27 protein-coding genes are annotated in these 26,435 nt (G+C 58.2%); 14 read left to right on the top strand and 13 right to left on the bottom strand.

Annotated features, from left to right (window positions below; genetic code table 11):
- Nucleotides 1-105 precede the first annotated feature (105 nt).
- Entirely contained in the window at nt 106-660 is a 555-nt protein-coding gene (locus tag FY152_04445) for a DUF2087 domain-containing protein (GenBank protein ID UXS31382.1), read from the bottom strand.
- Nucleotides 661-1,051: 391 nt separating this feature from the next.
- The gene (locus FY152_04440) at nt 1,052-2,020 is read right to left on the bottom strand and encodes a LysR family transcriptional regulator (protein UXS31381.1); all 969 of its coding nucleotides are present in this window, start codon (nt 2,018-2,020) and stop codon (nt 1,052-1,054) included.
- Nucleotides 2,021-2,170: 150 nt separating this feature from the next.
- Here FY152_04440 and FY152_04435 point away from each other — a divergent pair, with 150 nt between their 5' ends.
- Nucleotides 2,171-2,788: an FMN-dependent NADH-azoreductase gene (locus FY152_04435; GenBank protein ID UXS31380.1), complete on the top strand. Its 618-nt coding sequence runs from the start codon at nt 2,171-2,173 to the stop codon at nt 2,786-2,788.
- 30 nt (nt 2,789-2,818) lie between these two features.
- Here the strand turns inward: FY152_04435 and FY152_04430 are convergent, their stop codons facing one another.
- The 3 genes from FY152_04430 to ilvA all read right to left on the bottom strand — a co-directional run bounded on the left by FY152_04430 (nt 2,819) and on the right by ilvA (nt 5,861).
- Nucleotides 2,819-4,084 carry a GGDEF domain-containing protein gene (locus FY152_04430; GenBank protein UXS31379.1) on the bottom strand — a complete coding sequence of 422 codons (1,266 nt, stop codon included), beginning with the start codon at nt 4,082-4,084 and terminating at the stop codon, nt 2,819-2,821.
- A 115-nt stretch (nt 4,085-4,199) separates the two neighbouring features.
- A complete protein-coding gene (locus FY152_04425) occupies nt 4,200-4,511 on the bottom strand; it encodes a transcriptional activator HlyU (GenBank protein UXS31378.1) in 312 nt (103 codons plus the stop codon).
- 75 nt (nt 4,512-4,586) lie between these two features.
- On the bottom strand, nt 4,587-5,861 hold the full coding sequence (gene ilvA, locus FY152_04420) for a threonine ammonia-lyase (GenBank protein ID UXS31377.1): 1,275 nt from the start codon (nt 5,859-5,861) through the stop codon (nt 4,587-4,589).
- 80 nt (nt 5,862-5,941) lie between these two features.
- Between ilvA and FY152_04415 the strand changes: the two genes are divergently transcribed.
- Nucleotides 5,942-7,399 carry a TrkH family potassium uptake protein gene (locus tag FY152_04415; protein UXS31376.1) on the top strand — a complete coding sequence of 486 codons (1,458 nt, stop codon included), beginning with the start codon at nt 5,942-5,944 and terminating at the stop codon, nt 7,397-7,399.
- A gap of 107 nt (nt 7,400-7,506) precedes the next feature.
- A complete protein-coding gene (locus FY152_04410; protein UXS31375.1) occupies nt 7,507-7,761 on the top strand; it encodes a heavy-metal-associated domain-containing protein in 255 nt (84 codons plus the stop codon).
- Nucleotides 7,762-8,259: 498 nt separating this feature from the next.
- Here the strand turns inward: FY152_04410 and FY152_04405 are convergent, their stop codons facing one another.
- The 8 genes from FY152_04405 to FY152_04370 all read right to left on the bottom strand — a co-directional run bounded on the left by FY152_04405 (nt 8,260) and on the right by FY152_04370 (nt 18,137).
- Nucleotides 8,260-9,753 (bottom strand): ABC transporter substrate-binding protein, encoded by a 1,494-nt coding sequence (locus FY152_04405; protein ID UXS31374.1) that lies wholly within the window; start codon nt 9,751-9,753, stop codon nt 8,260-8,262.
- Nucleotides 9,754-9,992: 239 nt separating this feature from the next.
- Complete coding sequence (locus tag FY152_04400; GenBank protein UXS31373.1) at nt 9,993-11,003, bottom strand: ABC transporter ATP-binding protein; 1,011 nt, start codon at nt 11,001-11,003, stop codon at nt 9,993-9,995.
- 12 nt (nt 11,004-11,015) lie between these two features.
- Nucleotides 11,016-12,077, bottom strand: a complete 1,062-nt coding sequence (locus FY152_04395; protein ID UXS31372.1) for an ABC transporter ATP-binding protein — start codon at nt 12,075-12,077, stop codon at nt 11,016-11,018.
- Between the two features lie 108 nt (nt 12,078-12,185).
- The gene (locus FY152_04390; protein ID UXS31371.1) at nt 12,186-13,091 is read right to left on the bottom strand and encodes an ABC transporter permease; all 906 of its coding nucleotides are present in this window, start codon (nt 13,089-13,091) and stop codon (nt 12,186-12,188) included.
- Nucleotides 13,081-14,025 carry an ABC transporter permease gene (locus tag FY152_04385; protein UXS31370.1) on the bottom strand — a complete coding sequence of 315 codons (945 nt, stop codon included), beginning with the start codon at nt 14,023-14,025 and terminating at the stop codon, nt 13,081-13,083. Before FY152_04385 ends, FY152_04390 begins: the two co-directional genes overlap by 11 nt.
- Nucleotides 14,026-14,097: 72 nt before the next feature.
- Nucleotides 14,098-14,586 carry a Cu(I)-responsive transcriptional regulator gene (gene cueR / locus FY152_04380; GenBank protein ID UXS31369.1) on the bottom strand — a complete coding sequence of 163 codons (489 nt, stop codon included), beginning with the start codon at nt 14,584-14,586 and terminating at the stop codon, nt 14,098-14,100.
- Nucleotides 14,587-14,597: 11 nt separating this feature from the next.
- Nucleotides 14,598-15,620, bottom strand: a complete 1,023-nt coding sequence (locus FY152_04375) for a 2Fe-2S iron-sulfur cluster binding domain-containing protein (GenBank protein ID UXS31368.1) — start codon at nt 15,618-15,620, stop codon at nt 14,598-14,600.
- Nucleotides 15,621-15,632: 12 nt separating this feature from the next.
- The gene (locus FY152_04370; protein ID UXS31367.1) at nt 15,633-18,137 is read right to left on the bottom strand and encodes a copper-translocating P-type ATPase; all 2,505 of its coding nucleotides are present in this window, start codon (nt 18,135-18,137) and stop codon (nt 15,633-15,635) included.
- 416 nt (nt 18,138-18,553) lie between these two features.
- Between FY152_04370 and FY152_04365 the strand changes: the two genes are divergently transcribed.
- The 11 genes from FY152_04365 to FY152_04315 all read left to right on the top strand — a co-directional run bounded on the left by FY152_04365 (nt 18,554) and on the right by FY152_04315 (nt 26,210).
- Nucleotides 18,554-19,747 carry an integrase arm-type DNA-binding domain-containing protein gene (locus FY152_04365; protein UXS33203.1) on the top strand — a complete coding sequence of 398 codons (1,194 nt, stop codon included), beginning with the start codon at nt 18,554-18,556 and terminating at the stop codon, nt 19,745-19,747.
- Nucleotides 19,748-19,842: 95 nt separating this feature from the next.
- Nucleotides 19,843-20,733, top strand: a complete 891-nt coding sequence (locus FY152_04360) for a hypothetical protein (protein ID UXS31366.1) — start codon at nt 19,843-19,845, stop codon at nt 20,731-20,733.
- Nucleotides 20,734-20,882: 149 nt separating this feature from the next.
- Nucleotides 20,883-21,095 (top strand): DNA-binding protein, encoded by a 213-nt coding sequence (locus tag FY152_04355; GenBank protein UXS31365.1) that lies wholly within the window; start codon nt 20,883-20,885, stop codon nt 21,093-21,095.
- A 9-nt stretch (nt 21,096-21,104) separates the two neighbouring features.
- A complete protein-coding gene (locus FY152_04350; GenBank protein ID UXS31364.1) occupies nt 21,105-21,320 on the top strand; it encodes a hypothetical protein in 216 nt (71 codons plus the stop codon).
- A complete protein-coding gene (locus FY152_04345; protein UXS31363.1) occupies nt 21,317-21,631 on the top strand; it encodes a hypothetical protein in 315 nt (104 codons plus the stop codon). Before FY152_04350 ends, FY152_04345 begins: the two co-directional genes overlap by 4 nt.
- 178 nt (nt 21,632-21,809) lie before the next feature.
- Nucleotides 21,810-22,295, top strand: coding sequence for a hypothetical protein (locus tag FY152_04340; protein UXS31362.1), 486 nt, complete (start codon nt 21,810-21,812; stop codon nt 22,293-22,295).
- The gene (locus tag FY152_04335; protein UXS31361.1) at nt 22,292-22,579 is read left to right on the top strand and encodes a hypothetical protein; all 288 of its coding nucleotides are present in this window, start codon (nt 22,292-22,294) and stop codon (nt 22,577-22,579) included. The genes FY152_04340 and FY152_04335 overlap by 4 nt, the downstream gene beginning before the upstream one ends.
- On the top strand, nt 22,576-22,860 hold the full coding sequence (locus FY152_04330) for a hypothetical protein (GenBank protein UXS31360.1): 285 nt from the start codon (nt 22,576-22,578) through the stop codon (nt 22,858-22,860). Before FY152_04335 ends, FY152_04330 begins: the two co-directional genes overlap by 4 nt.
- Nucleotides 22,861-23,233: 373 nt before the next feature.
- Nucleotides 23,234-23,476, top strand: coding sequence for a hypothetical protein (locus FY152_04325; GenBank protein UXS33202.1), 243 nt, complete (start codon nt 23,234-23,236; stop codon nt 23,474-23,476).
- Between the two features lie 2 nt (nt 23,477-23,478).
- Nucleotides 23,479-24,582, top strand: coding sequence for a hypothetical protein (locus FY152_04320; protein UXS31359.1), 1,104 nt, complete (start codon nt 23,479-23,481; stop codon nt 24,580-24,582).
- Nucleotides 24,582-26,210 carry a hypothetical protein gene (locus FY152_04315; GenBank protein ID UXS31358.1) on the top strand — a complete coding sequence of 543 codons (1,629 nt, stop codon included), beginning with the start codon at nt 24,582-24,584 and terminating at the stop codon, nt 26,208-26,210. Before FY152_04320 ends, FY152_04315 begins: the two co-directional genes overlap by 1 nt.
- The last annotated feature ends 225 nt before the right edge of the window (nt 26,211-26,435 follow it).

Raw genomic sequence — 26,435 nt, 5'->3', positions numbered from 1 at the left:
CGGCGCATTCACGCCGGGAGGGCAAACTTGCTCACCACGCCTCCATCAACTCGACGTCGTCCTCGGGCTTGATGAAAGCCTGTCAGCCACATCGCTGACTATTCCTCAATCACGGCCAACCACAGCGCGTAGCAGCAGCGGCAGTTCCGCCGGTGGCTTCTGCTCGATGCGCCGATAGTCGCTGCCGTCGCGGTTGCGGCGGATGAGCCGCAGGCCGACCATGTCACGCCGAAGCATCGCAGCATCCCGAAAGAGATGCAGACCATCCAGAAAGCCGCTGAATTCGCGTTCGGAGAAACTGCGGCCGGCCGGGATTTTCGCCCAGAAATACCAGAGGCATAATTCCTGCTGGGATCGGCGGGCGGGCCATTGCATCAACCGGCCGTCGCCATCGAAAATCCGCGCGGTCTTCAGCACCCTGCCCTCATTGGCGGCGGGCATTGTCTCCGCTCGTGTCTGCGGTAACGGAGGCCCGCTTTCGGCGGATGGCGTGCGTGACGCACGCAGATGCTGGAAATTGCGGAACCCGGCAGCGCGGCTCAGAAGATTGAGCATCTCCACATGGCTTGGCTGGCGGTCCAGCCGGCCGATCTGTTCGCGGAGCGATCTGGCAAAGGTCGAGACGTCGGCAATATCAATGGAAAGGATCGAACGTGGCATGACTTACCCTCAAGTGCCATTCCGAAACGGTGTCGCTGATCGCCGGCTTCCGACAAGGCACGGGTTAAGTGCTGTCAATCTTTCCAAATGCAGGTTTAGCTTCCCTTGCGGTACGGCGATGCCTCGGTGAACTGCTGACCGTGGGTCAGGTATAGGCAGGCCGGTCGCTTGCGTCAATTGGTGTTGCCTGGGGCTTGGTGCCGAGATTGCTGCCTTTTTTCTTCTCCCCGTTGGGGAGAAGGTGGCCCAAAGGGTCGGATGAGGGGGCAAGCTCTCGGTTTATTACGAACGTTGCCCCCTCATCCCGCTGCCGCGGACTTCTCCCCCTCGGGGAGAAGAAACACGCGGCACCTTCTCAGCCAAAAAGCATTTGTCGCGGTTTCAAATAATTTCACTCAGCGGCGACAGAAATATTCCTCTGCTTGCTTCCGGCAACTATCCTGTTGAAATCCTTCTGGTTCGGGCAGGCCGACAGACGCTGCTGGAATGCCGTGGCCAGCCACTGGCCGGCCGGGCCGGCGGGTGAATCGACACGGCGGAGCGCAAAGAGCGGGTACTCGCCCTGCTCATAGGCCTCGAGGTCCAGCGCCTTCAGGCTGCCATTGGTCAGATCGTTGCGGACGATCGATGCGGGCAGACCGCCCCAGCCGAGACCACCCTTGATGAGCTGATATTTCGTGGCGATGTCGCTCACCCTCCAGGTCTTGTAGGACAGAACGTTGAAATCACGTCCCTTGGTCAGCCCCGACGCGTCGGTGACGACGAGTTGCACCTCCTCGCGGACATCGCCAAGGACCAGCGGCCGTTCGATCTGCGCCAGCGGGTGATCCGAAGCCACGACCGGCAGCATGAAGGAATGGCCGACCTTTTCGACGACCAGTTCGTCATCCTGGCGCAGCAGCGCGCCGCCGATGCCGATGCCGGCCTTGCGGGAAAGCACCATGTCCATGACCATGCCCAGCTCGCCGACATTGAGGCTGAGGGTGACAGTGGGGAATTCCTTGCGAAAATCCCGCAGCACGGCCACCATGGCCTCCGCCGGCACCATGGTACTGATGGCGACGGAAAGTTCCGCCTCAAGCCCCTGCTTCAGCCCCTTGGCGCGCGCGCGCATTTCCTGCAGGCCGGCGACGATGCGCCTTGCATCCTCAAGCATGGCGCGGCCTTCATCGGTCAGCCGCGGCTGGCGAACGCCATTGCGCTCGAACAGGGTGACTTCCAGCTGCGCCTCAAGATTGGCGATGGTATAGCTGACCACCGACTGGGCGCGATTGAGCGTCCGCGACGCGGCGGAAAAACTGCCGGTCTCGGCAACCGTCAAAAACACCTGCAATTGGTCGAGCGTCGGGTTCGCGTCCATGTTCCATCCATTTCATCGATAGATGGCTTCCACATTATCACAGTTTTCTTGATGGCAGCAATTCCTCATATAGGGGGCAATGGAAGGGCGTCGTGCTCTCCCGCCCTCCCAAGGCGCCCGTCAATTCATCGCATATTGCAAGGAAAGACCATGTCCAACATTCTGCTCATCACCTCCAGCCCGCGTGGCGAGGAATCGGTCTCCAACAAGTTTTCCGGCGAACTCGCCAGCAAGCTGAAGGCCAAGTCGGCGTCCAACACCCTGATCCACCGCGATCTCGCCGCCGACCCCATTCCGCATCTCGACACCGTCAAGACCGCCGCCATCCGCAAGCCGGCTGACCAGCGCACGGCTGAAGAAGCTGTTGCCGCCGACTATTCCGACAAGCTGGTTGCCGAGCTTCTGGCTGCCGACACGGTCGTTATCGGCACCGGCCTCATCAACTTCAACATCTATTCCGGCCTGAAGTCGTGGATCGACAATGTCGCCCGCGCCGGCCAGACCTTCCGCTACACCGAAACCGGTCCGGAAGGTCTTGCCAAGGGCAAGAAGGTCTACATCGTGCTCGCAGCAGCCGGCGTTTATTCGGAAGGCCCCGCCGCTCCGCTGAACCATGCCGTGCCCTACCTCAAGACCGTTCTCGGTTTCATGGGCATGACCGATGTGGAAGTGATCTATGTCGAAGGTCTGGCATTCGGCCCGGAAGCCGTCGAGAAGGCCGTTGCAGCCGCCGGCGCCAAGGTTGCCGAACTGGCGCAGGCCGCCTGAGCCTGTCTGATGGCGGCGTGATTGCCGCTATCAGCCGACCCACAATCCGTGACGGCCGTGGACCTGGTCCCGGCCGTTATTTTTTGCCGCGTAGAGCCGCGCATCCGCCTCCGATAGAAGCGCGCGAAAAAGCTGTCCGTCCTCGAAAGCCGTGGCGACACCGATGCTGACGGTCAATGGTGTACCGTCCGGCCGTTGCAGGTCCGCGAGGATCGCCATTCTGAGATTGGCCGAAAAGGTAAGCGCGGCCTCATGCGGCACCGCCGGCAAAAGCGCCACGAACTCCTCACCGCCGAAGCGGTACAAATGGCCATGCGGCTGCACGATGCGTTTCAGCACAGCGGCAAATTCCCGCAATATTTCATCGCCCTGCAAATGCCCGAACGTATCGTTGACGGTCTTGAAGTGATCGATATCGACGATCAGCACGCTGACAGGGCGCTTTTTCTCCAGGCATTCCACGACAACCGAAGGCGCATCGAGCTCCATGCGGGCGCGGTCCGATACGCCGGTCAGCATGTCGCGGCCGGAGCGGGACAAAAGCTCCTCGTAGCGTTCCCTGAAGGTGAGGTCGTTGAAAACATCGGCAACGCTGCGGCGCGTCAGGAAGCGGCCTTTTGCTGCCGTCAGCTTGAGATAGATGGCGAAGAGCAGAGAATAAATGGCGACCGCCGCCATTTTCGCCTTCCAGCCATCGTAAAAGACATCGATCGGCGCGTTCAGCATATATCGCAACGCCGCGTAAAAACCGGCCTGATCCAGGCTTAGAATCACGACGCCGCAGATTGCGAAACGCAGCACGATATGGCGCTGCAAATAACGCCCGAGCTTTTCGTAGAAAAGAATGATGGCGATGGCGTCGATATAAAGAAGGCTGGTTCCCCAGACCATCAGCACACCCATCTCATCCAGAAAACCGGCGCTGACCGATTGTCCGGGCACGATCGCCACCGTCTGATGAAAATGGACGATCTGCGCCATGATGACGGTCAGTATGTTGCCGAGAAGCAGGCCGTAGATCGGCTGGCGGACGACCGCCGCATCCTCCCGCATATAAAGCATCAGGATCATCATCAGCTTGCCGGCAAAAAGGATCGAGGAGCCGGGAGATGCCACGCCGAAGGGCAGCTCGACGTAAAAGACGGCCGCCAGATAGGTCTCCAGAAAATGCATCACTCCCAGCGCGGTGAGAAAAACACCGATGCCGAGAATATGCCGGTAATGAAGGAATGCCGTCATTACCGCGAAATAGACGATGGCCTCCGTCGCGAAGAGTGCCAGATTTGCCCATTGCATCGGCACATGCCCTATCTATCCACGTCGCGCGTTCATTGGCGCGACTCCATGCTCCTCGGGGACGATAGGCCGAAGCAACCAACGGAATCTTAATGCAAGTCGCAAGAAACCGTCATCATTTTCCTGGGAAAAGCGATGCGCCGTTCTGGTCGATGATCAATCTTGCCTTGCGGACCGTAAACTCCACCGCATCGTCCAGGCTGGTGAAGACATCGGCGCGCACGAATTCGTGCACCAGCACTTCATCACCGACCTTTTTCTCGATACGGCCGGCCAGCCGGAACTGTCCGCCTTCTTTGAGCGGTGTCGCATAGATCAGATATTCGCCATGCGCATGCGGCTCCGCCTGGGCCGTCTTCTGCGGCTCGTCGGAAGACGGCTGGCCGGAGCCGAAGGCCGAGAGGATTTTGGAAAAAAACGATGCCATGGCTTTCACTCCCTCAATCTATGTCACGTTCGAAGGGCGGAGATGATCCGCCCTTCCCTGTCTTTAACTCCCCAATCAGATGATCAGGTTCGACAGGATGTCGTTTTCAGTGATGTCTTCGTAGCCGAGACCAGCCGCCTCGAAGCGCTCCAGCAGGCCGGCGAAATTCTCCTTCGCGCTGGTTTCGATACCGATCAGGATCGAACCGAAATTGCGGGCCGATTTCTTCAGATATTCGAAACGGGCGATATCGTCGTCCGGACCGAGAAGGTTGAGGAAATCGCGCAAGGCGCCGGGACGCTGCGGCAGGCGCAGAATGAAGTATTTCTTCACGCCGGTGTAACGCATGGCGCGTTCCTTCACATCCGGCAGACGCTCGAAATCGAAATTGCCGCCGGAGACGACGGCGATGACCGTCTTGCCTTCCAGCCTTTCACGGCCGAGCTTTTCCAGAGCGGCGATCGCCAGCGCGCCCGCCGGCTCCAGCACCACACCTTCGAGATTCAGCATCTCGATGATCGTGACACAGATGGCGTTTTCCGGGATGAGCAAGACCTGCTCGGCCGGAAAGTCCTTCAGCGCCTTGAAGTTCAGGTCGCCGATGCGGGCAACGGCGGCGCCGTCAACGAAATTGTCGACCTTGTTCAGCGTCACCGGTTCACCGCGCTCGATGCTCTTCTTCAGGCTCGGCGCACCTTCCGGCTCGCAGAACACGAAGTTCTCCTTGCGGACCGTGCCGGCGAGAAAACCTGAAAGACCCGCAGAGAGACCGCCGCCGCCAACGGGCATGACGACGATATCGGGCTTCGTGCCTTCCGGAAGCTGATCCATGATTTCGGCAGCGACCGTCGCCTGGCCCTCGATGATGTCCTCATGGTCGAAGGGCGGCACCATGTAGCCGTCATTGTCCTCAACATATTTGCGGGCAGCGGCGTAACACTGGTCGAATATATCACCCACCAGACGGATGCTGATGAATTCACCGCCGAAGATGCGGGTCTTTTCGATTTTCTGCTGCGGTGTCGTCACCGGCATGAAAACGACGCCGTGAACGCCGAAATGGCGGCAGGCGAAAGCAAAACCCTGCGCGTGGTTACCCGCCGACGCACAGACGAAAATCTTGTTCTTGCCAGCCTTGGCCACCGCCTTGCGGAGAAAATTGAATGCGCCTCTAATCTTGTAGGAGCGAACCGGGGACAGATCTTCACGCTTCAGCCAAATCGACGCGCCATACCGACGGCTGAGATGTTCATTCAACTGCAACGGCGTTTCCGGGAATATTTCCCGCACTTCCCGCCGCGCTGCTTCCACAAGCTGCTTGTCCACGATAGTCAATCCATTGAAATTCATAATGGCACCCGCTATGCCATAGGAAGGCGTCCGAGACAAAGACTCATTTCAGCGCGGCAACGAACTCCGGGTTTCATTTCTTGAACAGTAACCTTCTGCGCTCGGTCATCTATGTGGCTTCCATCTTCGGGCTTTACATGGCGACGGCCATGTTTCTGCCGGCGCTCACCGATCTCTATTACGGCAATGACGACTGGATGGTGTTTGCGCTGTCGGGTTTCATGTGCGGCGGTTTTGCGCTTGCCTGTGCGCTGGCGACGCGTGGGCCAATAGCCTCCTTCAACAAACGTTTCGGCTTTTTGCTCGTCAACCTGCTCTGGCTGGTCTTTTCCGTCGTCGGCGCGGTTCCGCTTTACCTGTCCGAACTCAACCTGACGCTCGGCCAGGCAATATTCGAATCCGTTTCCGCCATTACCACGACAGGATCGACAGCCATCGCCGGTCTCGACAACGCGCCGCAGGGCATCCTTCTCTGGCGTTCGCTGCTGTGCTGGCTTGGCGGTATCGGTATTGTCGCGCTCGGCCTCTTCATCCTGCCGCTGCTGCGCGTCGGCGGCATGACCTTTTTCCGCATGGAATCCTCCGATACCGGCAACGACCGGCCTTTTGCGCGGCTGGCGAGCTTCACCCGGGCTTTCGTGGCCATTTACATCATCATGACGCTCGCCTGCACGATCGCTTACGATTTTGCCGGCATGTCGCATTTCGATGCGCTGAACCATGCCATGTCGACGGTCGCGACCGGTGGTTTCTCCACCCATGACGCGTCTTTCGCCTATTTCAACAATACGGCGCTGCTTTGGATCGCCACCATCTTCCTGATCTTCGGCAGCCTGCCCTTTTCGGTCATGATCCTGCTAGCCGTGCGCCGCAGGCTGGAGACGCTGCGCGATCCGCAGATCGCCGTCTTCCTCGGTTATCTCTGCGCGATCTCGATTGCGGTCGGCGTTTATCACCACTTCAGGAACGGCGTGCCCTTGGATGATGCGCTCAGCCATTCCTTCTTCAACATGACCTCCATTCTTTCCACGGGTGGTTTTGCGAGTGATGACTACACGCTCTGGGGGCCCTTCGTTGTCGTCGTCGCCTTTTTCGCAACATTCATGGGCGGCTGCTCCGGCTCGACGGCGGGCGGTATCAAGGCCTACCGCTTTCTCATCATGTTCAATGTCGTGCGGGCGGGGCTGAAAAAGCTGATCTATCCGAACGCCGTCTATTCGGTGCGTTACGGCCAGCAGGTGGTCGATCCCGATACGATCAGAACGATCTTCCTCTTCGTCAGCTGTTTCATCGCGCTGTGGATCGCCGGCAGCCTCGCCATGAGCCTGATGGGCTATGATTTCCTGACAGCCACCTCGGCCGTTGCGACCTCGCTTGCCAATGTCGGCCCCGGCATTGGCCCGATCATCGGACCGGCGGGCAATTTTTCCACCATCAGCGATCCGGCGCTTTATCTGCTGTCGGTGATGATGCTGCTCGGACGCCTGGAAATCCTCACCGTTCTCGTGCTCCTGATGCCGATTTTCTGGCGCAGCTAAAATGGCAGCGCGCTCTTTCAGCCTTTATGAATAAAGCGCTTGACCTTCCCACGTTGGAATAGTCCAGGCTCCTCCTGTCACGACTTCCAAACCAAGGAGAACCGCCTATGTGCACCGCCCACCAGCATCACCCCGAAACCGCCGCCGCACCTGTTGATGCCGACCTTTCTTTCCATGTTGAAGACATGACCTGCGGTCACTGCGCCGGTGTGATCAAGGGCGCGATCGAAAAGACCGTTCCCGGTGCCGCCGTGCATGCCGATCCGGCAAGCCGCACGGTCGTGGTTGGCGGCGTCTCCGACGCGGCCCGTATTGCCGAAATCATCACCGCTGCTGGCTATACGCCGGAAGCGCGCGCCTGATCGGATGAGATACCGGCGGCGCTTTATCCCCGCTGCCGCCGGCTTCGCCTTGCCTGCCCCGTTTCACGCTGCCCTCAGTTGATACCCGGCGAATGACATAAGCATTCGCCCCTCTTACCTCCCCAAACGGCAGATGCCCTCTCCTTTTTTGATCAGGGATGGTGGTGGAGGTTTTCCGGTTTTAATGAAGCGAACACCATCCACATGCCGTTACACACCGGGCTTGTGCACGCGTCTGACTTCAGTTTTCGGCCGGTAGATAAAACTACAACATTTGTTGTATTCGTGACCTTCCACTCCTCCGTCATTCCGGCCTTAAGCCGGAATCCAGCCAGCCCAAGTCCTTGGGCTGAAAGGAATTTTCCCGTCGCGCAGACGCACGTCGGCTGGATTCCGTGTCAAGGCAGGAATGACGGAGGAGAAGTTCGAGGGCCTTCTCATAAAAAAGACCCGGCTCTTGCGAGCCGGGCGTCTGTTCATCAGCAACATCACGCCGGTTTACTTCGTCGTCAGATCCTTCGTCATGATAAAGTAGTTGAGCGGATGCGGCTTGTAGTTTTCAAGCTTGGCCGAATAGGCGTCAAACACGGTTTCATGGATGAGGAAGACCGAGACGGCCTCGTCATAGATCTTTTTTGCCGCTTCGCCGTAGATGGCGTACCGCTTGGCAGGCTCGGCCGCAGCATAGGCGGATTTGATCAGCTTGTCCGTATCCGCATTGCAATAATGCGAGATGTTGTAGCTGCCGCCGCAGGTATAATCGGCGTTGAGGAAACCGGCCGGTTCGGCGACGTCAGTGGCGTAACCACGCGACAGCAACGCCATGTCGAAATTGCCGGCCAGCATATCCGGTTCGATCGCGCTATAGTCGGCAACGCGCACATCGACCTTGATGCCGACTTCCTGCAACTGGGCCTGGATAATCGCCGCGACATCCTTGAGTTCCGTCTTCGCCGTATAGGCGAGAAGCGTCACTTTCAGACTGCCGGGTGCGACACCCGCTTCCTTCAGCAGAGACTTTGCTTTTTCCACGTCATAGGTGGACTTGGATTCCTTTTCAGCCCAAGGCTCACCCGCTGCGAAGGGCATGGCCGCGCCCTTGACCACACCTTCATAGATACTGTCGGCGATACCGCCCGTATCGATGGCAGCCTGGATCGCCTGCCGGACTTTGATATTGTTGAAAGGCGGTTTCGAATTGTTCAGCAACAGTTCCGTGATGCGGGGCGATGGGATCGGCGCAACCTTGACGCCATCGGTGGATTCGATGGTCTTGACCGTCCATGGCGGGACGAGGCGCGAAATCTGCGCTTCACCGGTGCGGGCCTGGGTAGCGCGGGTATCGGCATCGGGCACGAAATTCACGCGTCCGCCCGCAAGCTTCGGCATGCCGCCCCAATAATCGTGGTTGGCCTCCAGAACCATATGCTGGCTGGGGTCAACCTCCGTGATCTTGAAAGGTCCGGTGCAGGTTCCCACCGGATCGACCTTGCCGTCCTTATAGGCGGACGGAGCAAGGATCGAGGTGGCGGGGCTCGCCATCTGTGCCGGCACCAACACCGAGGGCTCGATGGTGGTTATCTTCACGACATCGTCGCCGCCTGCCTCGACGGCAGCGATCAGCTTCGGCGAAAAGGCGCGGGCCGGAACCGGCGCCTTCAGAAGATTGCTCAGCGCATTGACCGCGGCCTTGGCATCGAGCGGCTCGCCGTTCTGGAACTTGACGCCCTTGCGCAGCTTGAATTCCCACACTTTGGGATCCGTCTGCTTCCAGGACTCGGCAAGGCTTGGCTCCAGCTTCATATCATAGCCGACGCGTACCAGGCTCTCGAAGCAACCCGCGCGTGAGCCGAGATAGGCGTCGTCAGAAGCCATCTGCCAGCCGGTTTTCACACCAAAATTATCGTCATAGGTAATCGTGGCGGCCTTTGCCGCGTCAGCTCCAAACGAAACCACAATGGCGCATGTCGCCAAAAGTGCGTGCTTGACCATAGAATATTCCCCTTTTATTTTTGATGACAACGCTCACAATTCATTCACATTCACAAAATTTCCAATTTTCATTTATTACTTTTTGAATGACAAAGCATATCCGTTAGATGCTTACTCAACATCCACCTGAATATTATTCATTTTATGTTTTTATACTCGGAATATAATTCCGATATTAAATCGCAAACGCACTATTCATCTGTTTTTATCGGGTCAGAAGACTGTTATTGCGTTGTCCCTCAGCCCCACTCGCGCCAATGGTGACAGCGTGCGGAATGCTCCCCGGCGACCTTTTCCAGAACCGGTTCCTTTTCACCGCAAATCTGCGTCGCATATTTGCAGCGGGTGTGAAATTTGCAGCCGCCGGGAGGATTGAGCGGGCTTGGCAAATCTCCGTCCAGAAGCATTTCCGGCGCATATAGTCCGGTCTCATCCAGCATCGAAGAGGCGATCAGCGCCTTCGTATAAGGATGCTTCGGTGCCCGGAAAAGCTCCTCGCGGTCAGCGATTTCAACGATGCGCCCGAGATACATCACCGCGATGCGGTCGCAGAGATAACGCACAACACGAAGATCATGGGAAATCATCAGGACCGTCAAACCGTGACGGCGCTTCATGTCCATCAGCAGGTTGAGTATCTGCGTGCGCATCGAGGCATCGAGCGCCGATGTCGGTTCATCGCACACAAGGAAGCTCGGATTGAGAAGAAGCGCGCGCCCTATGACCACGCGTTGCAATTGCCCACCGGAACACTGGCTTGGATAACGGTCATAAAAGGAGGCATCGAGGCCGACTTCTTCCAGCATCTTGAAAACACGGGCCACACGTTCATCGCGTGTGCCGATGCCATGCTGGGCAAGCGGCGCTTCCATGCTCTGTCCGATGCGCATGCGCGGATCGAGCGCGGAATAAGGGTCCTGAAACACCAGCTGCACGACCCGGCGCATGCGCCGGAGCGTCTCGCCCTGCATATGCAGAATATCGTGGTCGCCAATGCTGACCTCGCCTTTGGTCGCGTGGGTCAGCCGCGTTATCAGCCCGGCGACGGTGCTTTTACCGCAGCCGGATTCGCCGACGAGACCCAGAACTTCGCCTTCGCCGATGGTCAGGGAAACATCGTCGACGGATTTCACCACCCGGTGACCAAGCCCGGATATCGGGTAATATTTGCAGAGGTTCTTCGCCACCACATAGGGGTGGTTCTTGCTCTCCGCCGATGGCGGGGTCTGTGTCTTCTCTGTCGATAACATCGCTACCCTCCCTCAGCAGACCGCGTGACTGGTATGGCTGGCATGGTCATCGTCAACCGCCCAGCACCGTGCTTTGCGCCCCTCGGGCAAGCTATTCAGATCGGGTTCCGATGCCATGCACCGGCTGCCCATGCCAGCCGACTTGGCCAGCGCGCAACGCGGATGAAACCGGCAGCCGCAGGACATGTCATGGGCCTGCGAACTGGAGCCCGGGATCGTCAGCAGCTGGCCATCGCTGTCTGTCGTCAGAAGCGAACAGCTGATCAGCGCCTTGGTGTAGGGGTGTTGCGGTGACTTGAGGATTGCCTGGGTCGGCCCCTCCTCGACAATACGACCGGCATACATCACCGCTATCCGGTCCGCGAATGCGGCGACGACCGACAGGTCGTGGGTGATGAGCAGCGTCGCAAGCCGGCGCTTGCGGCGCTCATCGTCAAGCAACCGCAATATCTGTGCCTGCACGGTGACATCGAGCGCCGTTGTCGGTTCGTCGGCGATCAGCAGTTGCGGATTACCAGAGAGTGCCGCCGCGATCATGACACGTTGCGCCATGCCGCCCGAAAGCTCATGGGCGAAACATTGCGCCCGCGCCGACGGATCGGGAATTCCGACATCCGACAAGAGGCCGACAACCCGGCTGAGCGCCGCGTGCCGACTCATCTTGCGGTGGATCCAGAGCGGCTCGGCAACCTGTGTCCTCACCCGGCTGGTCGGATCGAGCATGGCCTGGGGTTGCTGGAACAGCATGCCGATATCGGCGCCGCGCAGCGCATCAAGCTCGGAGGATGACAAGGCCAGAATATCGCGACCGGCAAAGGAAATACGGCCGGAATTGATTTCCGCGCCCTGCGGCAAGAGCCGCATCAGCGACAGCGCCGTCATGCTCTTGCCCGATCCGGATTCGCCGACGAGAGCGACGACTTCGCCAGCATTGACGGAAAGCGTCAGGCCCGAAATAACAAACTTGCGGCCATTTTGCGCCGGCACCGAAACGTGCAGGTCCTCGATTTCCAGAAGCTGCGTCCGCTCCGGAGATATGGCCGTATTGGCATGCGTTTGTCCTTCGATATTCATAAGAGTTCCCCTTATTATTTTTGAATCGGAGGCATTTGCGTATTTTCATGCGGCTTTAGACGATATTACTCTCCTTCCGGCTCTCGATCATCGTTTGTTTCATGAACCTCAGTGACCGTTCGTTTTCTTGGTCTCCAGGTTGAGGCCATGGCCGATCCACGTGACGCTGAGCGCCGACAGGAAAATCGCCAGACCCGGTGCGATGACGAGAACGGGCATCCGCTCCGCATAAGCCTGCGCATCCGCCAGCATCAGCGCCCAGTCGGCGGCCGGCGGTTGCACGCCGAGGCCGAGAAACGACAATCCACCCACCGTGATCAGCTTGTGGCCGAAGCGCAGGAAGGCAACGGCTGCGATGGGCCAGATGGTGTTGGGGATGACATGCCGGAAGATGATGAAACGCCGCGTGCAGCCCAGGACTTCGGCGGCGCGGATATATTCGCGTGAATTGATGGAAAGCGTCAGCCCGCGTGCCAGCCGCGCAAAGGGTGTCCAGCCGACAATGGTCAAAGACGCGATCAGCGTTCCATATCCCGGACCGAAAATGGCGACGAGGAAAATGGCGATCACGACATCCGGTATCGCGATGAGCAGATCCACCACCCGCATCAATATCTCGTCAAGGACGCCACGGCTGCGGCCGCTGATAATGCCGATGAAGGTTCCGATGACGACCGACAGAATGACCGTGATGGCGGCGATCGTGACCGTGAAACGACCGCCGATCAGCAGCCGGCTCAGGACGTCGCGCCCCAGATGGTCGGTTCCCAGCCAATAGGCGGCGCTGGGGGCATTCAACCGCAGGCGCAGATTCTGCTGCGCGGGATTGTAGGGCGAAATCCACGGCGCGATCACCAGCAGGAGGATGATGACGAGAAAAATCGCCGATCCCGCATAGAAGGTCCAGTGCCGCCGGCGGATGAAGTCCGTGAACCGGGACAGTGTCGCGGGGCGCTTGGGCGTGGTCATCGGCATGGCGGCAGCTGTCGCGCTCGGAAAGTGACTAATGGTCATGGTGACCTCGCATTGCTGGATTGATCAGGACATAAAAGCCGTCGGCCAGGGTATTGATCAGGATGGACAGGGCAACGATGCAGATGAAACCGCCCTGCAGCATAGGAATATCCCGATTGACCACGGCGTCGTAGAGCAGCCGGCCCATGCCGGGGATGGCGAATATAACTTCCACAACCACCGATCCGCCAAGCAGGCCGGCAAGCCACAATGCAAAGAAGGTGACGACCGGAAGCGAGCCATTGCGGACACCGTGCCGCAGGACCGTGCTATGCATGCCGAGGCCGCGGCTGCGGGCCGCCGTGATGTAAGGCGCACGAAGAACCTCGGCCATGGCGGCGCGCGTCACCTGCGTGAAATAGGCCAGCGGACGCAGGGTCAGCGTCAGGGCGGGAAGCACCAGCGAGCGCCAGCTATCCCATCCCGCAGATGGCAACCAGCCGAGATAAAGCGCGAAAACCAGCGCCGACATCGGCGCGAACCAGTATTCCGGCGTTGCAACAAAGGTCTGGATCATCAGCGTCGCGAAATTGTCCAGCCGTCCGCCAGGTCGCATCGCTGCCAGCGTGCCGAGCGGCAGGGCGACGGCGACGGCAATCGCAAGGGCAGTCAGCGCCAGTGTCACCGATACCCAGAGCGACCGCAAAAGCTCGGCGGCTACCGGCTGGCTGCTGGTGAAGGAAAAGCCGAGATCGCCCCGCAGCGCGCCAGACAGCCATGCGAAATATTGCACATAAAGCGGACGGTCCAGTCCGAGGCTTACCCTCAGCGCCTCGACCGCGTGCGGATCGAGCGCCGTATCGCGCATGCGCGACATGAGAATGGTGCGGGCCGGATCGCCGCCCGCCATATAGGGCAAAAGAAACGCGATGACGGAAACGATCGCCAGCATCAGGCACAGAATAAGAAAGCGCTGTAATATCTGTATCCACATGGCCTGGTCTCCTTCACCACAATTGGTGTTTGCACTGCAATCGGCTGCCGGTGCCCGGCAGGGAACGGCTGTTTATTTCGCGAGGCGATGTAATTCCGTCAGTGGACCGGACGTGCCCTTCAGCATGCCGGACCGCTTGGGCACCGCCGCCACCGCTGCAAAATCGGGATCTTCTGATTGCGCCAGGTCCTGGATGATCGGGCAATCCGGCTCACCATTATCAGGGCAATAGGTCGCGAGATTTCGAAGCGTGTCGGCCATGTCCCGAAGCGAATGCATCTTGGCTTCCAGGTCGACAACATGTTCCATGACGATGCGCTTGACATCGCAGGATGCGCCGCCCGGATCGCGCCACAGGGTCATGAGCTGCCGGATCTTTTCGATTGAAAAACCGAGATCGCGCCCGCGCCTGATGAAGCGCAGCGTTTCCAGATCGTTGGCGGTATAGACCCGATAACCGGATTCCGTGCGGTTTGCCGATTTGATCAGGCCGATCGTTTCGTAATGGCGGATCATCTTTGCAGAAACACCGGATGCGGTGGCGGCTGTGCCAATATTCATCGATCCTGCTCCTATCTTTCGGGAGTGAAAAACACATCTGCATGAATGTCGGCGGTGCGAATGCCCCTTGCCAGAAGCTGCGGCACCGTCGCCTCGATCATCGCCGGCGGGCCTGCGAGATAGGCCTTCCAGCCATCGAGATCGTCAAAGTCATCCGCCACGGCTGAGCCGACATAACCGCACCGGATTTGTGCATGTTCTTCATTCGAGAGAACCGGAACGAAGCTCAGATTACGGTGCGTTGCGGCAAGTTCCTCGAAACGGTCGACCATATAGAGGTCACGCTGCGCACGGGCGCCGAAATAGACGTGGATCGGGCGTTCGCGACCCGTGGCCCGGCCTGCGGCAAGCGCTGCCTCCACCACCGCCTTCACCGGCGCCAGCCCCGAACCGCCGGCAATGCCGAGGATCGGTCCGCAATGTTTTTCCCGCAGGTATGAAGACCCGAAGGGACCGACGAGCGTGACAGGGTCGCCAGCCCTGGCATTCGCGAAAATATGGCCGCTCGTGACACCGCCGGGGACATGCCGGACGTGGAATTCTATCAGTTCCTCATCGATGCGGCTGGCGATGGAATAGTCACGCGGCGAACAGTCCTGATAAAGCAGGCGCACATATTGCCCTGCCTTGAAGGTGAACAGTTCGCGGTCGTTGAGCCTGATCCGAATGAGCTTGATATCATGCGTCGCGTCAATCGCTTCCGCAATAATGCCTTCGAAACGGCCGGTCGGAATATCGGCGAACTCATCCTCACCGTCGAGCCAGCCGATGGTCACGTCGCTCAGCGGCACGGCGCGGCAGGCGAGCGTCAGGCCCTCGGCCTTTTCCTCTTCGGTCAATGAAAAGGGTGTGTGCTTGAGAAGGTCGATCTCACCCGAAACGAGGTGCGATTTGCAGGCCCCGCACCGGCCCATGCGACAGCCATGCGGATAAGAAATCCCGGCGGCAAGGGCGGCCTGAAGCACGGTTTCACCCTGCGCCGCCAGAATGCTGCGTCCGATACGCGGCAGATAGACTGTGTTTCCAGGCGTCATGACATCAGCCTCCTATTCGGCCGCTGCGAGTTGCGTGTCGGATGACCTGTCCACAAGCGGCGGGCGGAAGCTTTTGAGGCGTAGCGCATTCGTCAAGACGAAGACGCTGGAAAGCGCCATGGCTCCGGCAGCAAGGACAGGCGACAGCAGAACGCCGTTGACAGGATACAATATTCCGGCCGCCACGGGAACGAGCGCGGCATTGTAGGCGAAGGCCCAGAACAGATTCTGGCCGATATTGCGGATCGTCGCCTTGGAGAGCGCGATGGCATTGGCAACGCCGCGCAGATCACCCGACATCAGCACCACATCGGCGCTTTCAATGGCGACATCCGTACCCGTGCCGATGGCAAGCCCGACATCGGCTGCCGCAAGGGCCGGCGCATCGTTGATGCCATCGCCGACAAAGGCAACTTTCCGCCCGCCAGCGGCCAGCCTCTTCACAGCGTCCACCTTGCCGTCGGGCAAGACTTCCGCCACCACCTCATCGATACCGAGACGGCGGGCAATGGCTTCGGCGGTGCGGCGGTTGTCGCCGGTGATCATCGTGACCTTGAGACCAAGTGCGTGCAGAGCCGCTATCGCCTCCGGCGTCGTCGGCTTGACCGGATCGGCAACGGCAATAATCACTGCCAGTCTGCCATCCACGGCGGCATAGAGCGGCGACTGCCCTTCCCGGCCAAGCCGGTCGGCTTCATCCGCGAACATCGTGACATCGTAACCGAGCTTCACCATGAACCGGTCAGCTCCGGCCTCGACCCTGCGACCGTCAACCATTGCCGCTACGCCGAAACCAGGGGTGGCCTCAAAGCCCTCCGCGTCGGCAAGCGTCAGGCCACCATGTTTCGCCGCCTCGACAATCGCTTCGGCAATCGGATGTTCGGAACGGTTCTCAAGCGAGGCGACAAGGCGCAGCACTTCATCCGGATCGAAGCCTTCCGTCGTGGTGAAATGAACCAGCGTCGGCTTGCCGAGCGTCAGCGTGCCGGTCTTGTCGACGGCGATGACGTCGGCGTCACGCAGGGTCTGGAGCGCATCGCCGCGGCGGAACAGGACACCCATCTCGGCGGCACGGCCGGTTCCGACCATGATCGATGTCGGCGTGGCAAGGCCCATGGCGCACGGGCAGGCAATGATGAGAACCGCGACGGCGTTGACGAGCGCAAAGGTAAGCGCCGGCTCCGGCCCAAGAACGAACCAGACGATAAAGGTGGCGAGTGCTGCCAGCATCACCGCCGGCACGAACCAGTTGGTCACCTTGTCCACCAAAGCCTGAATGGGCAGCTTGTCGGCCTGCGCCTCCTCAACCATGCGGATGATCTGCGCAATCAGCGTATCGGCACCCACCTTGGTAGCGCGGAAGGTGAAGGAACCGTTCCGGTTGATCGTGCCGCCGACGACTTCGGAGCCTGCCACCTTGGTCACCGGCACAGGTTCGCCCGTGATCATCGATTCATCCACATAGGAGGAACCATCAAGCACCAGACCGTCAACGGGCACCTTCTCGCCGGGGCGAACCACGATCACATCGCCGGCCACAACATCCTGCAGCGGCACGTCAATCGTTTCACCATTGCGCAACACGCGGGCCGACTTGGCTTGCAGGCCAACGAGCCGCTTTATCGCCTCGCTGGTGCGGCCCTTGGCGCGCGCTTCCAGAAAACGGCCGAGCAGGATCAGCGTGACGATAACCGCCGCCGCCTCATAATAGACATTGGCCGTGCCTCTCGGCAGGATCTCGGGCACAAAGGTGGCGACCACCGAAAATCCCCAGGCGGCGGCGGTGCCCAGCACGACAAGCGAATTCATGTCCGGCGCCAGCCGCAGAAGCGCTGGTATGCCCTTTTTGAAGAAGCGTAAGCCCGGCCCGAAGAGAACAAGCGTGGTCAGCGCGAATTGCAGATACCAGCTTTCCCGCATGCCGACGGTTTCCATCACGAAGTCATGGATGGCGGGCACCATATGCGAGCCCATTTCCAGAACGAAGACCGGCAGCGTCAGGGCGACCGCGATAGCAAGGCTGATTTTCAGACCGCGTAGTTCAGCTTCACGTCGGTCGGGCTCATCACCCTTGGCTTTATCGGCGGCAGTCTCGCTCGCCTTATAACCCGCTTGCTTGATCGCTTCCGCCAGGGTGGCGGCCGAGACGGCATTGCCGGCAACGCGGACAGTGGCGCGCTCCGTCGCCAGATTTACGCTCGCACCGGAAACACCGGAGACGGCCTTCAGCGCTTTTTCGACACGCCCGACACAGGAGGCGCAGGTCATGCCCTCAATATCGAGCTCGACGGTTTTCTCTTCGACGCCATATCCCGCATTCCGGACGGCATCGATAACGGCCAGTACATCAGGCGGACCGGAAAAAGAAATATCGGCGCGTTCCGTTGCCAGATTGACCGAAGCCTTGAGGACACCCGGCACCTTGGCAATCGCCTTTTCCACACGGCCAACACAAGAGGCGCATGTCATCCCATCGATGGCTATCGTATGGCTCGCCCGGAGCTGGATTTGTGACATGCTTATGACCCCTCTTTTCTTGTATTAAAAAAAGATAGGGCTTCCCATCGTGGCAAGGTCAATAGGCTCTTTTGGGTGATTTTTACGGAAAAATGCCGTCTGCTTAACCACGTTCATTTTTTAGGCTAACCCGCCTGATTCAGTGCGGTCTATGCCAAAAAATGAGCGAATCCGGCGTAAAACCCATGCGGAAAGCCCGCAGGTCGCAGAAAAACCAGAGAGAAATCTTGTAATCTGGAATGAAAATGGTGCGGACGGCGGGCATTGAATTGAAGTCTAACAGTTTCCAGCGCCGCCTAGCGCCTTCTAATATACCTTGATATGCAAAGTTTCCTGCTGCCTATCGCCAATCAACCACGTATAATGAAGTCTACGCAAGTCTAGGTGCTTTGGGTGGATTGAAAGGTGGATTGGTGGTGCGCACTCTCAACAGGCTTTCGGCGCTTTCGGTAAAGAACTCTTCGGCCGGAAAGCACGCAGACGGTGGCGGCCTTTGGCTTTTCAAGCGCGAAGATGGCGGCGGCCAATGGGTGTTGCGTTTCACTATCCACGGACGGCGCCGGGAAATGGGTCTAGGCGCTATTGCGGAAGTCTCATTGAAAGAGGCGCGTGAAGGCGCGGAACGCTGGCGTGCTGTTATCCGCTCTGGCTTGGATCCAATTACCCAACGCGAGAAACGGAGGCGAGAAGCCGCCAAACGTCTTCATCTTCTAAAGGACGTTGCCGAGGATGCATTTGAAAGCAGGAAGGCGGAACTGAAAGATGATGGTAAAGCGGGGCGCTGGTTCAGTCCTCTAGAGATTCATGTTCTGCCGAGGCTTGGGAAGACGCCCGTTGCCGAGATCGAACAGACGCAAATTCGCGATACACTCTCACCCATCTGGCATACCAAAGCGGCCACGGCTCAAAAGGCACTCAATCGCCTGGATATCTGCATGAGACATGCAGCAGCTCTTGGTCTAGACGTGGATTTGCAAGCGACGGCAAAAGCGCGTGCATTACTCGGCCAACAGCGCCACGACGCGACAAATATCCCAGCAATGCCTTGGCAAGATGTGCCAGCTTTCTACGAGCGTCTCTCTGATGGCTCGATAACCCATCTAGCCCTCCGCCTTCTTATCCTGACAGGCGTTCGCTCTCGCCCGTTGCGCTTTCTCCATCTTTCCCAGGTCGATGACGACGTGTGGACGATACCAGGGGAGACAATGAAGGGCCGGAAAGGCAAGACGCCCGACTTTCGCGTTCCCCTGCCCCCTGAAGCGCTTGAAGTCGTGAAAGCCGCCACACCTTTGGCTCGTGATGGGTTTCTTTTCCCCAGCGTCAAAAAAGGCGTCATTTCTGATGCCACGATGTCCAGGCTGATGGAGCGGGCTAAGATGCCTTATCGCCCCCACGGCTTCCGCTCGTCATTAAGGGATTGGATCGCTGAAACCACCGACACACCACATGACATCGCGGAAACAACGCTTGCGCATACCGTGGGCGGTAAAGTTGAGCGAGCTTATCGGCGCACTGATTTCCTAGAGCAGCGCCGCAAGCTTCTTGAGCGCTGGGCAAAGCATGTGACGGGTAAGGGCGGGCAAGTCCTGCGGCTGGTTGCTGAAGGATAGAGGATTTCGAATCCGTAGGTATAGGACGGCCATCCGACAAGCCACTGCACCTTTGGTTTCCCTGCGGTATCTGGTGCTTTCGCGGAGTGCAGCGAATGAATGAACGTTATCAGTTCTGGTCAAAACCGAATTTGTGGCCGGATGATGCATATGGGTTTGTATTCTTAGCCCGCGCCATACGGCGCATCGGCAAGGCGACCTATGCAGACGAATGGGCGGGAAACGAACTTTTTACCGCGCCTCCGATAGAGACGCCGCAGGACTTGATTGCGCGCGGGCTCGCTGGTGGCGCTTACCAGCGGGCTTACGAAGATTACCTGCGCGAGCTATCCGCTTTAATCGCCTCTACGGACCCCTCTAAGCTTTCGTGGAAAGTCGAAACGTTTGAATTACTGCTCCCTCTTCAGACTGCTAGATCAAGCCCCATTTCACCTGATGACCGTGTTGGAACGCGCCGAGTACTAAGCGACGAGGCCGTACTATATGGGAGAAGCTTGATACCCGAAGAGAACCGAAAACGGATCAAAGCTAAAGACCGATGGGCGCGTGTTGTCGGTCTTGTGAAGGATGCGCTGCGAGACGGCAAGCTTGGATATGTGACGCTGCCGACGCATGGGGGCGCATTCTCATCGCTACGGCCTAAAGAGTGGTGGAATGTACCCGACATAGAAAACCGTCTCACCATGTGCCGGATGAACCCGGCCGCGCCTTATGGCTCTGGTTTTGCTGGCAATGGGTATGAACATATTTTCGTCAAAGAAGCCGATCTTGAGGCGCTTTTGCCGCCGCCGCCGAAGCCTACCAACAGCGATGCTGTCAAAGCGATAGAGGACAAGGCCTCCGCGATTTATGATCAGATCAAAGCTGAACGGAACGGCCATATAACGCGAAATCTTCACCAGAAAGCTTGCGCTCTTGAGGGCATATCTTCAGGCGTATCCCGTAGAGTATATGAGTTAAAGAACGCTGGGAAATACGATCAATAATCCGCGCAACCGTCGAGCAGAAGCCGCGCAAGGCCTGCGCAGAAGCCGGGCAAGCGCGCGCAATCGCGCGCAAGTGTTTGTTTAGACTGCGCATTTCGTCTACCATAGTCTAATCCTCGTTAACCGCGCAGCCTAACGAGGTAAATCACATGGATGCGACAAATAGCAATCTCCCTTTTGCCGATCGGCTCTTGACCGACAAGGAAGTGGGTGCACTTCTTGGCATCTCCCGGGCTTCGGTTTGGAACCGAGTAAACGACGGCACACTTCAAAAGCCGGTCAAGCTCGGCCGAACAAGCCGCTTTCCTCAGTCTGAAATTCTCGGCGCCATTGAAGCCGCGAAACAGCAGCGCGCCGCTTGAGGTGTCCTGATGAAAACGGAAAACCCGGCCGCGCTGGCAGGCGCTAAACCGGGTTCCAATATCAATGCTCTGGCTGGGCTTGATGCTTGGAACCCTACAGAATCCACCCCCGAAAATCAATCTGAATTGCTGGCGGTCAAGTCCGTCATGCGTCGGTGCCGCGTGTCCTTCTGGCATGCGAAGACCATTTGCCAGCTTCACGGCCTTGGAGGTCTGGCAGCATGACGAAACGTATCATCACAACCGCCCGTGTTCTCCCTGACGGGCAGCCGTTCAAGCTCATTGGCCGATTTGGCTGGGCGCTTAAGAACCTTGTTGACGCCGGCAAGCACGGCTGCACTCCGATCGATCATCCCGGCCCGCGTTGGTCCGCATATATTCATCGGCTGCGTAAGGATTTCGGCCTTGTTATCGAGACAGTGAACGAAGCTCACGACGGCCCCTTCCCCGGGTCGCACGCGCGCTACCTGCTGCATACCGAAGTCGAGATAATCCCGGCTGAAGCCTCCGAGACAGATGGGAGGGCCGCCGCATGAGGGAGCCGAAAAATAACCCAAAGGTTATACGTGCAGCCCAATGGCTTGCCGAACAAAAGGAGCCGCCGCCCCAGGCGGTTCCAACCCTGAAAGCTGAATTTGGTCTTTCTGCCCTTCAAGCATGCGAGGCGTGCAAGCTGGCGCAGAACTTCCGAGTTAATCGGAAGGTGTACGGCTGATGCGCGATTTCACAAAGGTTTCCCCCAAAATTTGGCGCAACAAAGCTTTCAAGGCGCTCCCGACCGATGAGGCGAGGCTGTTGATGCTCTATCTCATGACGTGCGAACACCAGAACATCACAGGTTGCTTCCGTTTACCTGAAGGATATGCCGTAGATGATTTGGGATGGCAAGGAGAGCAATATCGCAGCGCTTTAGCCGCCCTGAAGAACTCGGGTTTGGTTATAGGCGACCCCGAAACTTTTGAGGTGTTCGTGTGTGGTTGGTTTGACACGAATCCGCCTACCAACCGAAAGCATGCACTGGGGATAGAGCGTGTCATAGCAGCTATTGAAAGTGACGCTTTGCGGGCGTCCACCCAGCTCGAGTTTGAAGTATCTCGTGACTTTGCGGACAAGCAGGAGACTGACAAAGCAGCCTCGAACGTGCTCGGCATGCCCGACCGGCTGGCATCAACCAGATACCTTAATGGAGGCTTCCGATGATACCCTTTGCAAAGCCTATCCAAAGCCTTTCGATATACAGAGATGGAGATAGAGATGTAGAGGGAGATGGAAACAAGACAGAGAAAAAGACAAAAACAAAGAAAAAGACTTTTTACGCGAAAACAAAAAAATCGACCGCTCATTCGCAGCAAGGTGTTTTTGCTCTTGAAGGGGTGAAAGCCTCAAACTCTCTTTTTCACCTACGACACCCTCGCAAGTCGAAAGCTTCCGAGAATGATTTCTTGATCGTGCGTACCGTCCGCGGTTGGAGGGCTGCACCATGAACGAAAATTTTGTGTTGGTGGGTGACGTATTCGAACAAATCGAAATCGTGCAAACTCAGATAACCGGCGTGTTTCGCGATAACGATAGCGACCCGCAAGGCATAATTCCGTTTTTTAACGCACCGACATTCTGCCTCGTAGAGCTGTCATTTGATGACGGAGAGCGGCAAGGATTATGGATGGGCCAATGCGCAGAAGAAGCTCGACGACATGCGAAGGCTTGGGCTCAGCGACTGGGCGTCCGGGTAGTGGATCGCACGATGAAGAGGGCCTTTCATTGATCGAATCTGCACGAACGCCGGTTCCGATGCGACCAGATGAGATAATCAGGATTAACGAGGCGGCACACCGGGCGGCGGTCTGCCCCCGAACTATCCGCCGATGGAACCGGCAGCACGGCATTGGGCGTCAGTCTGCCCCGGGCGCTCCGTTGCAGATTTCCGCCGTCGCGCTTGAGATGGTAATGGAGGGCGACCACGCAACGCTTGAGTTGCTTCGGAGCGGCAACAGGTCACACCCAGACGTTCGCCGCTATATCGACCGCATCGGCGTTCCCCTTTGAACCCGAGAAAACCGCCAAATGTCCACACATGTCAAATCCCCAAGGGGTAGAGAATAGCCTATGATTCTCGTGATTTGAGTTTCAAGGAGGCTCTGATGAAAGAAGCCAAGCGCCAGCGGCAGCCCAAAGCCGAGATTGTAAATCTGATGCTGCGAGATAACCGGGTGACCGCCGGTTTCAGAACAGCCCTTTTCGACGCAACGCAGCGCGAGGGGCTTTCCGTGAACGAGTTCGTGTTGCGAGCAGCAGCCGAAAAACTCCGAGCCTCCGGCCAAGAGTTCCCCGGCGTGTTCAGCAGCGGTGACTTCGGTAACGCAAACATGAGGAGTGCTTGAACATGGCACCTGTCCCACCCTTCAAAAATCAGGGCTTCGGATCATGGCTGAACAATAATGGTGACGCTCTGCTTCAGTCTGGCCTTGGGCTGCTGTCCGGCAAAACCGGCACTGAACAGGCGGCGCTCGGCGCAAAGGGATTTTCCGATGCGCGAAAGCTGAACCGCACCGTGGAATTCCTGAAGACTGCAAATCCAGAACTGGCGCAAGCCGTGGAAAGCGGAATGCTCAGCGGCGGAGATGCTTTCAAGCTGCACTATGCCGCAGATATGGAAGCTAAGAAGCCGAAAAGCAATCTGATGGCCGTTGGAAAACGTCTGTACGATGCCAATACCCGCCAGTGGATTGAGCCGCCGGGTGGCGTCGGTGGTGCCGACGATGCCGAATACGGTCTTGCTCCGGTGTACGGTACCGATGCACAGGGACGCACTGTTCTCGGTCAGCTATCGAAAAACGGCACCTTCCAGCAGACAAAGTTGCCGGATGGCTTCACGCCGACGCCGGGAACCAGCAACATCGACACCGGCACAGGAACGCTTACGATTAACAACCGGACCGGCGCGCGAATTTCTGAGACGCCGAAAAACCTTGCTGATGCTGAGCGCGAAAAGCTCTCCGGCAAGAGCCGGGGCGAGGCAGCAGGCCAACTTGGTTCCGCTCGTCAAACGGCGGCTATGGTGGCCAAACAGGTCAACGACTTGAAAACCGATCCATACTTGCCGAATATGCTCGGATCCGTGCCGAATACGGGTGGCCTTTTGCTCCGGTCCGACATGCCAAATCGGTCGCCGGAATCCAATCGCGTGCAAGGCAAGATCAATCAGCTTCAGGGCGGCGCATTCCTTCAGGCTCGCCAGTTGCTGCAAGGCGGCGGTCAGATTACCGACTTCGAAGGCAAGAAGGCTGAAGACGCCTATGTCCGGCTTAACACGGCTCAGAACGAGAAGGATTTCAAGATAGCGCTCGATGACTTCAACGACGCCGTTAGCGAAGGCGTGCGCAAACTTGAGGCTCAGGCATCTGGCAACGAATACGTGCCGTCCAGCGGCGCGGCGACGGTCGATACCGGCCGCACGACCAGTGGCACGAAATGGCGGGTGAAATAATGGCTATGCTTGAAATCAACGGTCGCGATGTCGAGGTAGACGATTCTTTCCTCTCTCTGTCCCGCGCCGATCAGGAAAAGACCGTGGACGAGATTGCGGCGGCTCTCGGCCAGAGAGCGCCAGCAACACCGGATCAGCAAGCCGCCCCGAAAACCGGCCGCCTGCCTGGCGCATCCGAACGGTCAGCGGAAGTGGAGCGGGACAAGTATTATTCCAGTGGCATTTACAGCGGGGCTTACAACCCGCTCGGTCCCATCGCAAAATCGATCGATGCATTTTCAAGCGGTGCGCAGCGTGCTCCGCTGTTCGGCTGGGACGATGAAGCGGTAGCTGCGACCCGTTCGCTCGGGGGGAATACCAGCTATTCCGAAGCCCAAAAGCAGGAAGACGCCAAAAAGGCAGCGATGCGCAGCCAGAACCCCGTTGCATCCACCGTTGGCGAGCTTGCAGGCGGTTTGGCGACAGGCGGCACGATTGCCAGCACTGGTGCGACATTAGCCGGTCGTTCTTTGCCAGTCATCGGCAGGACAGGAGCCGCAGCGCTCGAAGGGGCTGGATATGGGGCGTTGACAGGAGCGGGAGAGGCAAGGCCGGGCGGCAGAGGAGAAGGAGCGCTATTTGGCGCGCTCGTTGGCGGCGTAACCGGTGCCGGGGTATCTAAGGCTGCGGATATTTATGCTGGAGCAGCGGCCCGCAATGCTTCCATAGTAAATGCACCGTCTGTCGATGTCCTGACCAGCATGGCACAAAACCTGTACCAACAGGCCGATCAGGCGCAAATCGTTCTGAAACCGCAAACAACGGACAAGCTCATCAACAACATGACGTTCGCGGCTGGCCGCCCGAACGACAAGCTGCGTCCCAACACACTCGGCATTGTCGAAGACATTCAGGCGTTGCGGGGCAAGCCAATATCCCTGTCGCAGTTCCATGAGCTTCGGCAGGAAGTCAATCTTGCGATGAAGAACGCCCAGCCGCAGGACGAACGCACGTTGATGCGAATGAAAACCATCATCGATGCTGCTGCGGATAATGCGACCGCAAACGATGTGACCGGCAACGTGCAGGGTTTCAAGCTGTTCAAGGAGGCAAACTCGGTTTGGGCGAAGCGGGCCAAGGCTCAAAAGATTGAGGAACTGTTCGACCTCGCTGACGTGAAAAGCGCGAAATATTCTCAGTCCGGTATGCAGAATGCCATTCGCGACAAGGCGTCTCAGCTTTACACGCAGATCGCCAAAGGCAAGGAAAAAGGTTTTTCAGGTGAGGAAGTGGCTTTGATCCGGCAGCTTGCTAAGAGCGAGATGACGCCGCGCGTCGTCAACTGGCTCAGCAAGTTTGCCCCGCGCGGCGTTGTTTCTGCTGGCGCCGGGTCTGCCGTTGGCGGGCTATTGGGCAGCGTCTTTGGCCCTCCTGGAATCGCTATCGGCGCTGCTGCTCCGGGTGTTATTGGATTCGGTGCAGCAAACGTGGCCGACCGTGCAGCGGTTCAAGGCTTCAATGCATTGCGGAATGCAGCAGCCACAGGATCGGCGCCGGCGCTGAAGAACATCACGAACAAGAGCGTGCCGTTTATCGGAAGCGTCAGCGGCCTGTCGGCATCCCAACTACCGAGACTAAAAACCAACTGACGCCATAAGCTATGACGATACCCGTAATAATCGTCGGAAGAATTACGCGAAAGAACCAGAAAGCGCCCGGTCCGAACATGGGGGCTTTCTTACCATCTTTGCCCCATTCGGAATCATGCAGGTCAAGACTCTTGTCGTAGTCTTTTTGTGGCTGGGTCATGAGGGTTTTACATCATCCCAAAGAATGGCCACACCAGAGGCTAGCAAAGTTATCGGCGCTGCCCA

Origin of the sequence: Agrobacterium tumefaciens (assembly GCA_025560025.1) — a bacterium.
In the GTDB taxonomy this organism is placed as follows: Bacteria; Pseudomonadota; Alphaproteobacteria; order Rhizobiales; family Rhizobiaceae; genus Agrobacterium.
This window is presented reverse-complemented; position numbering and strand designations above follow the sequence as displayed.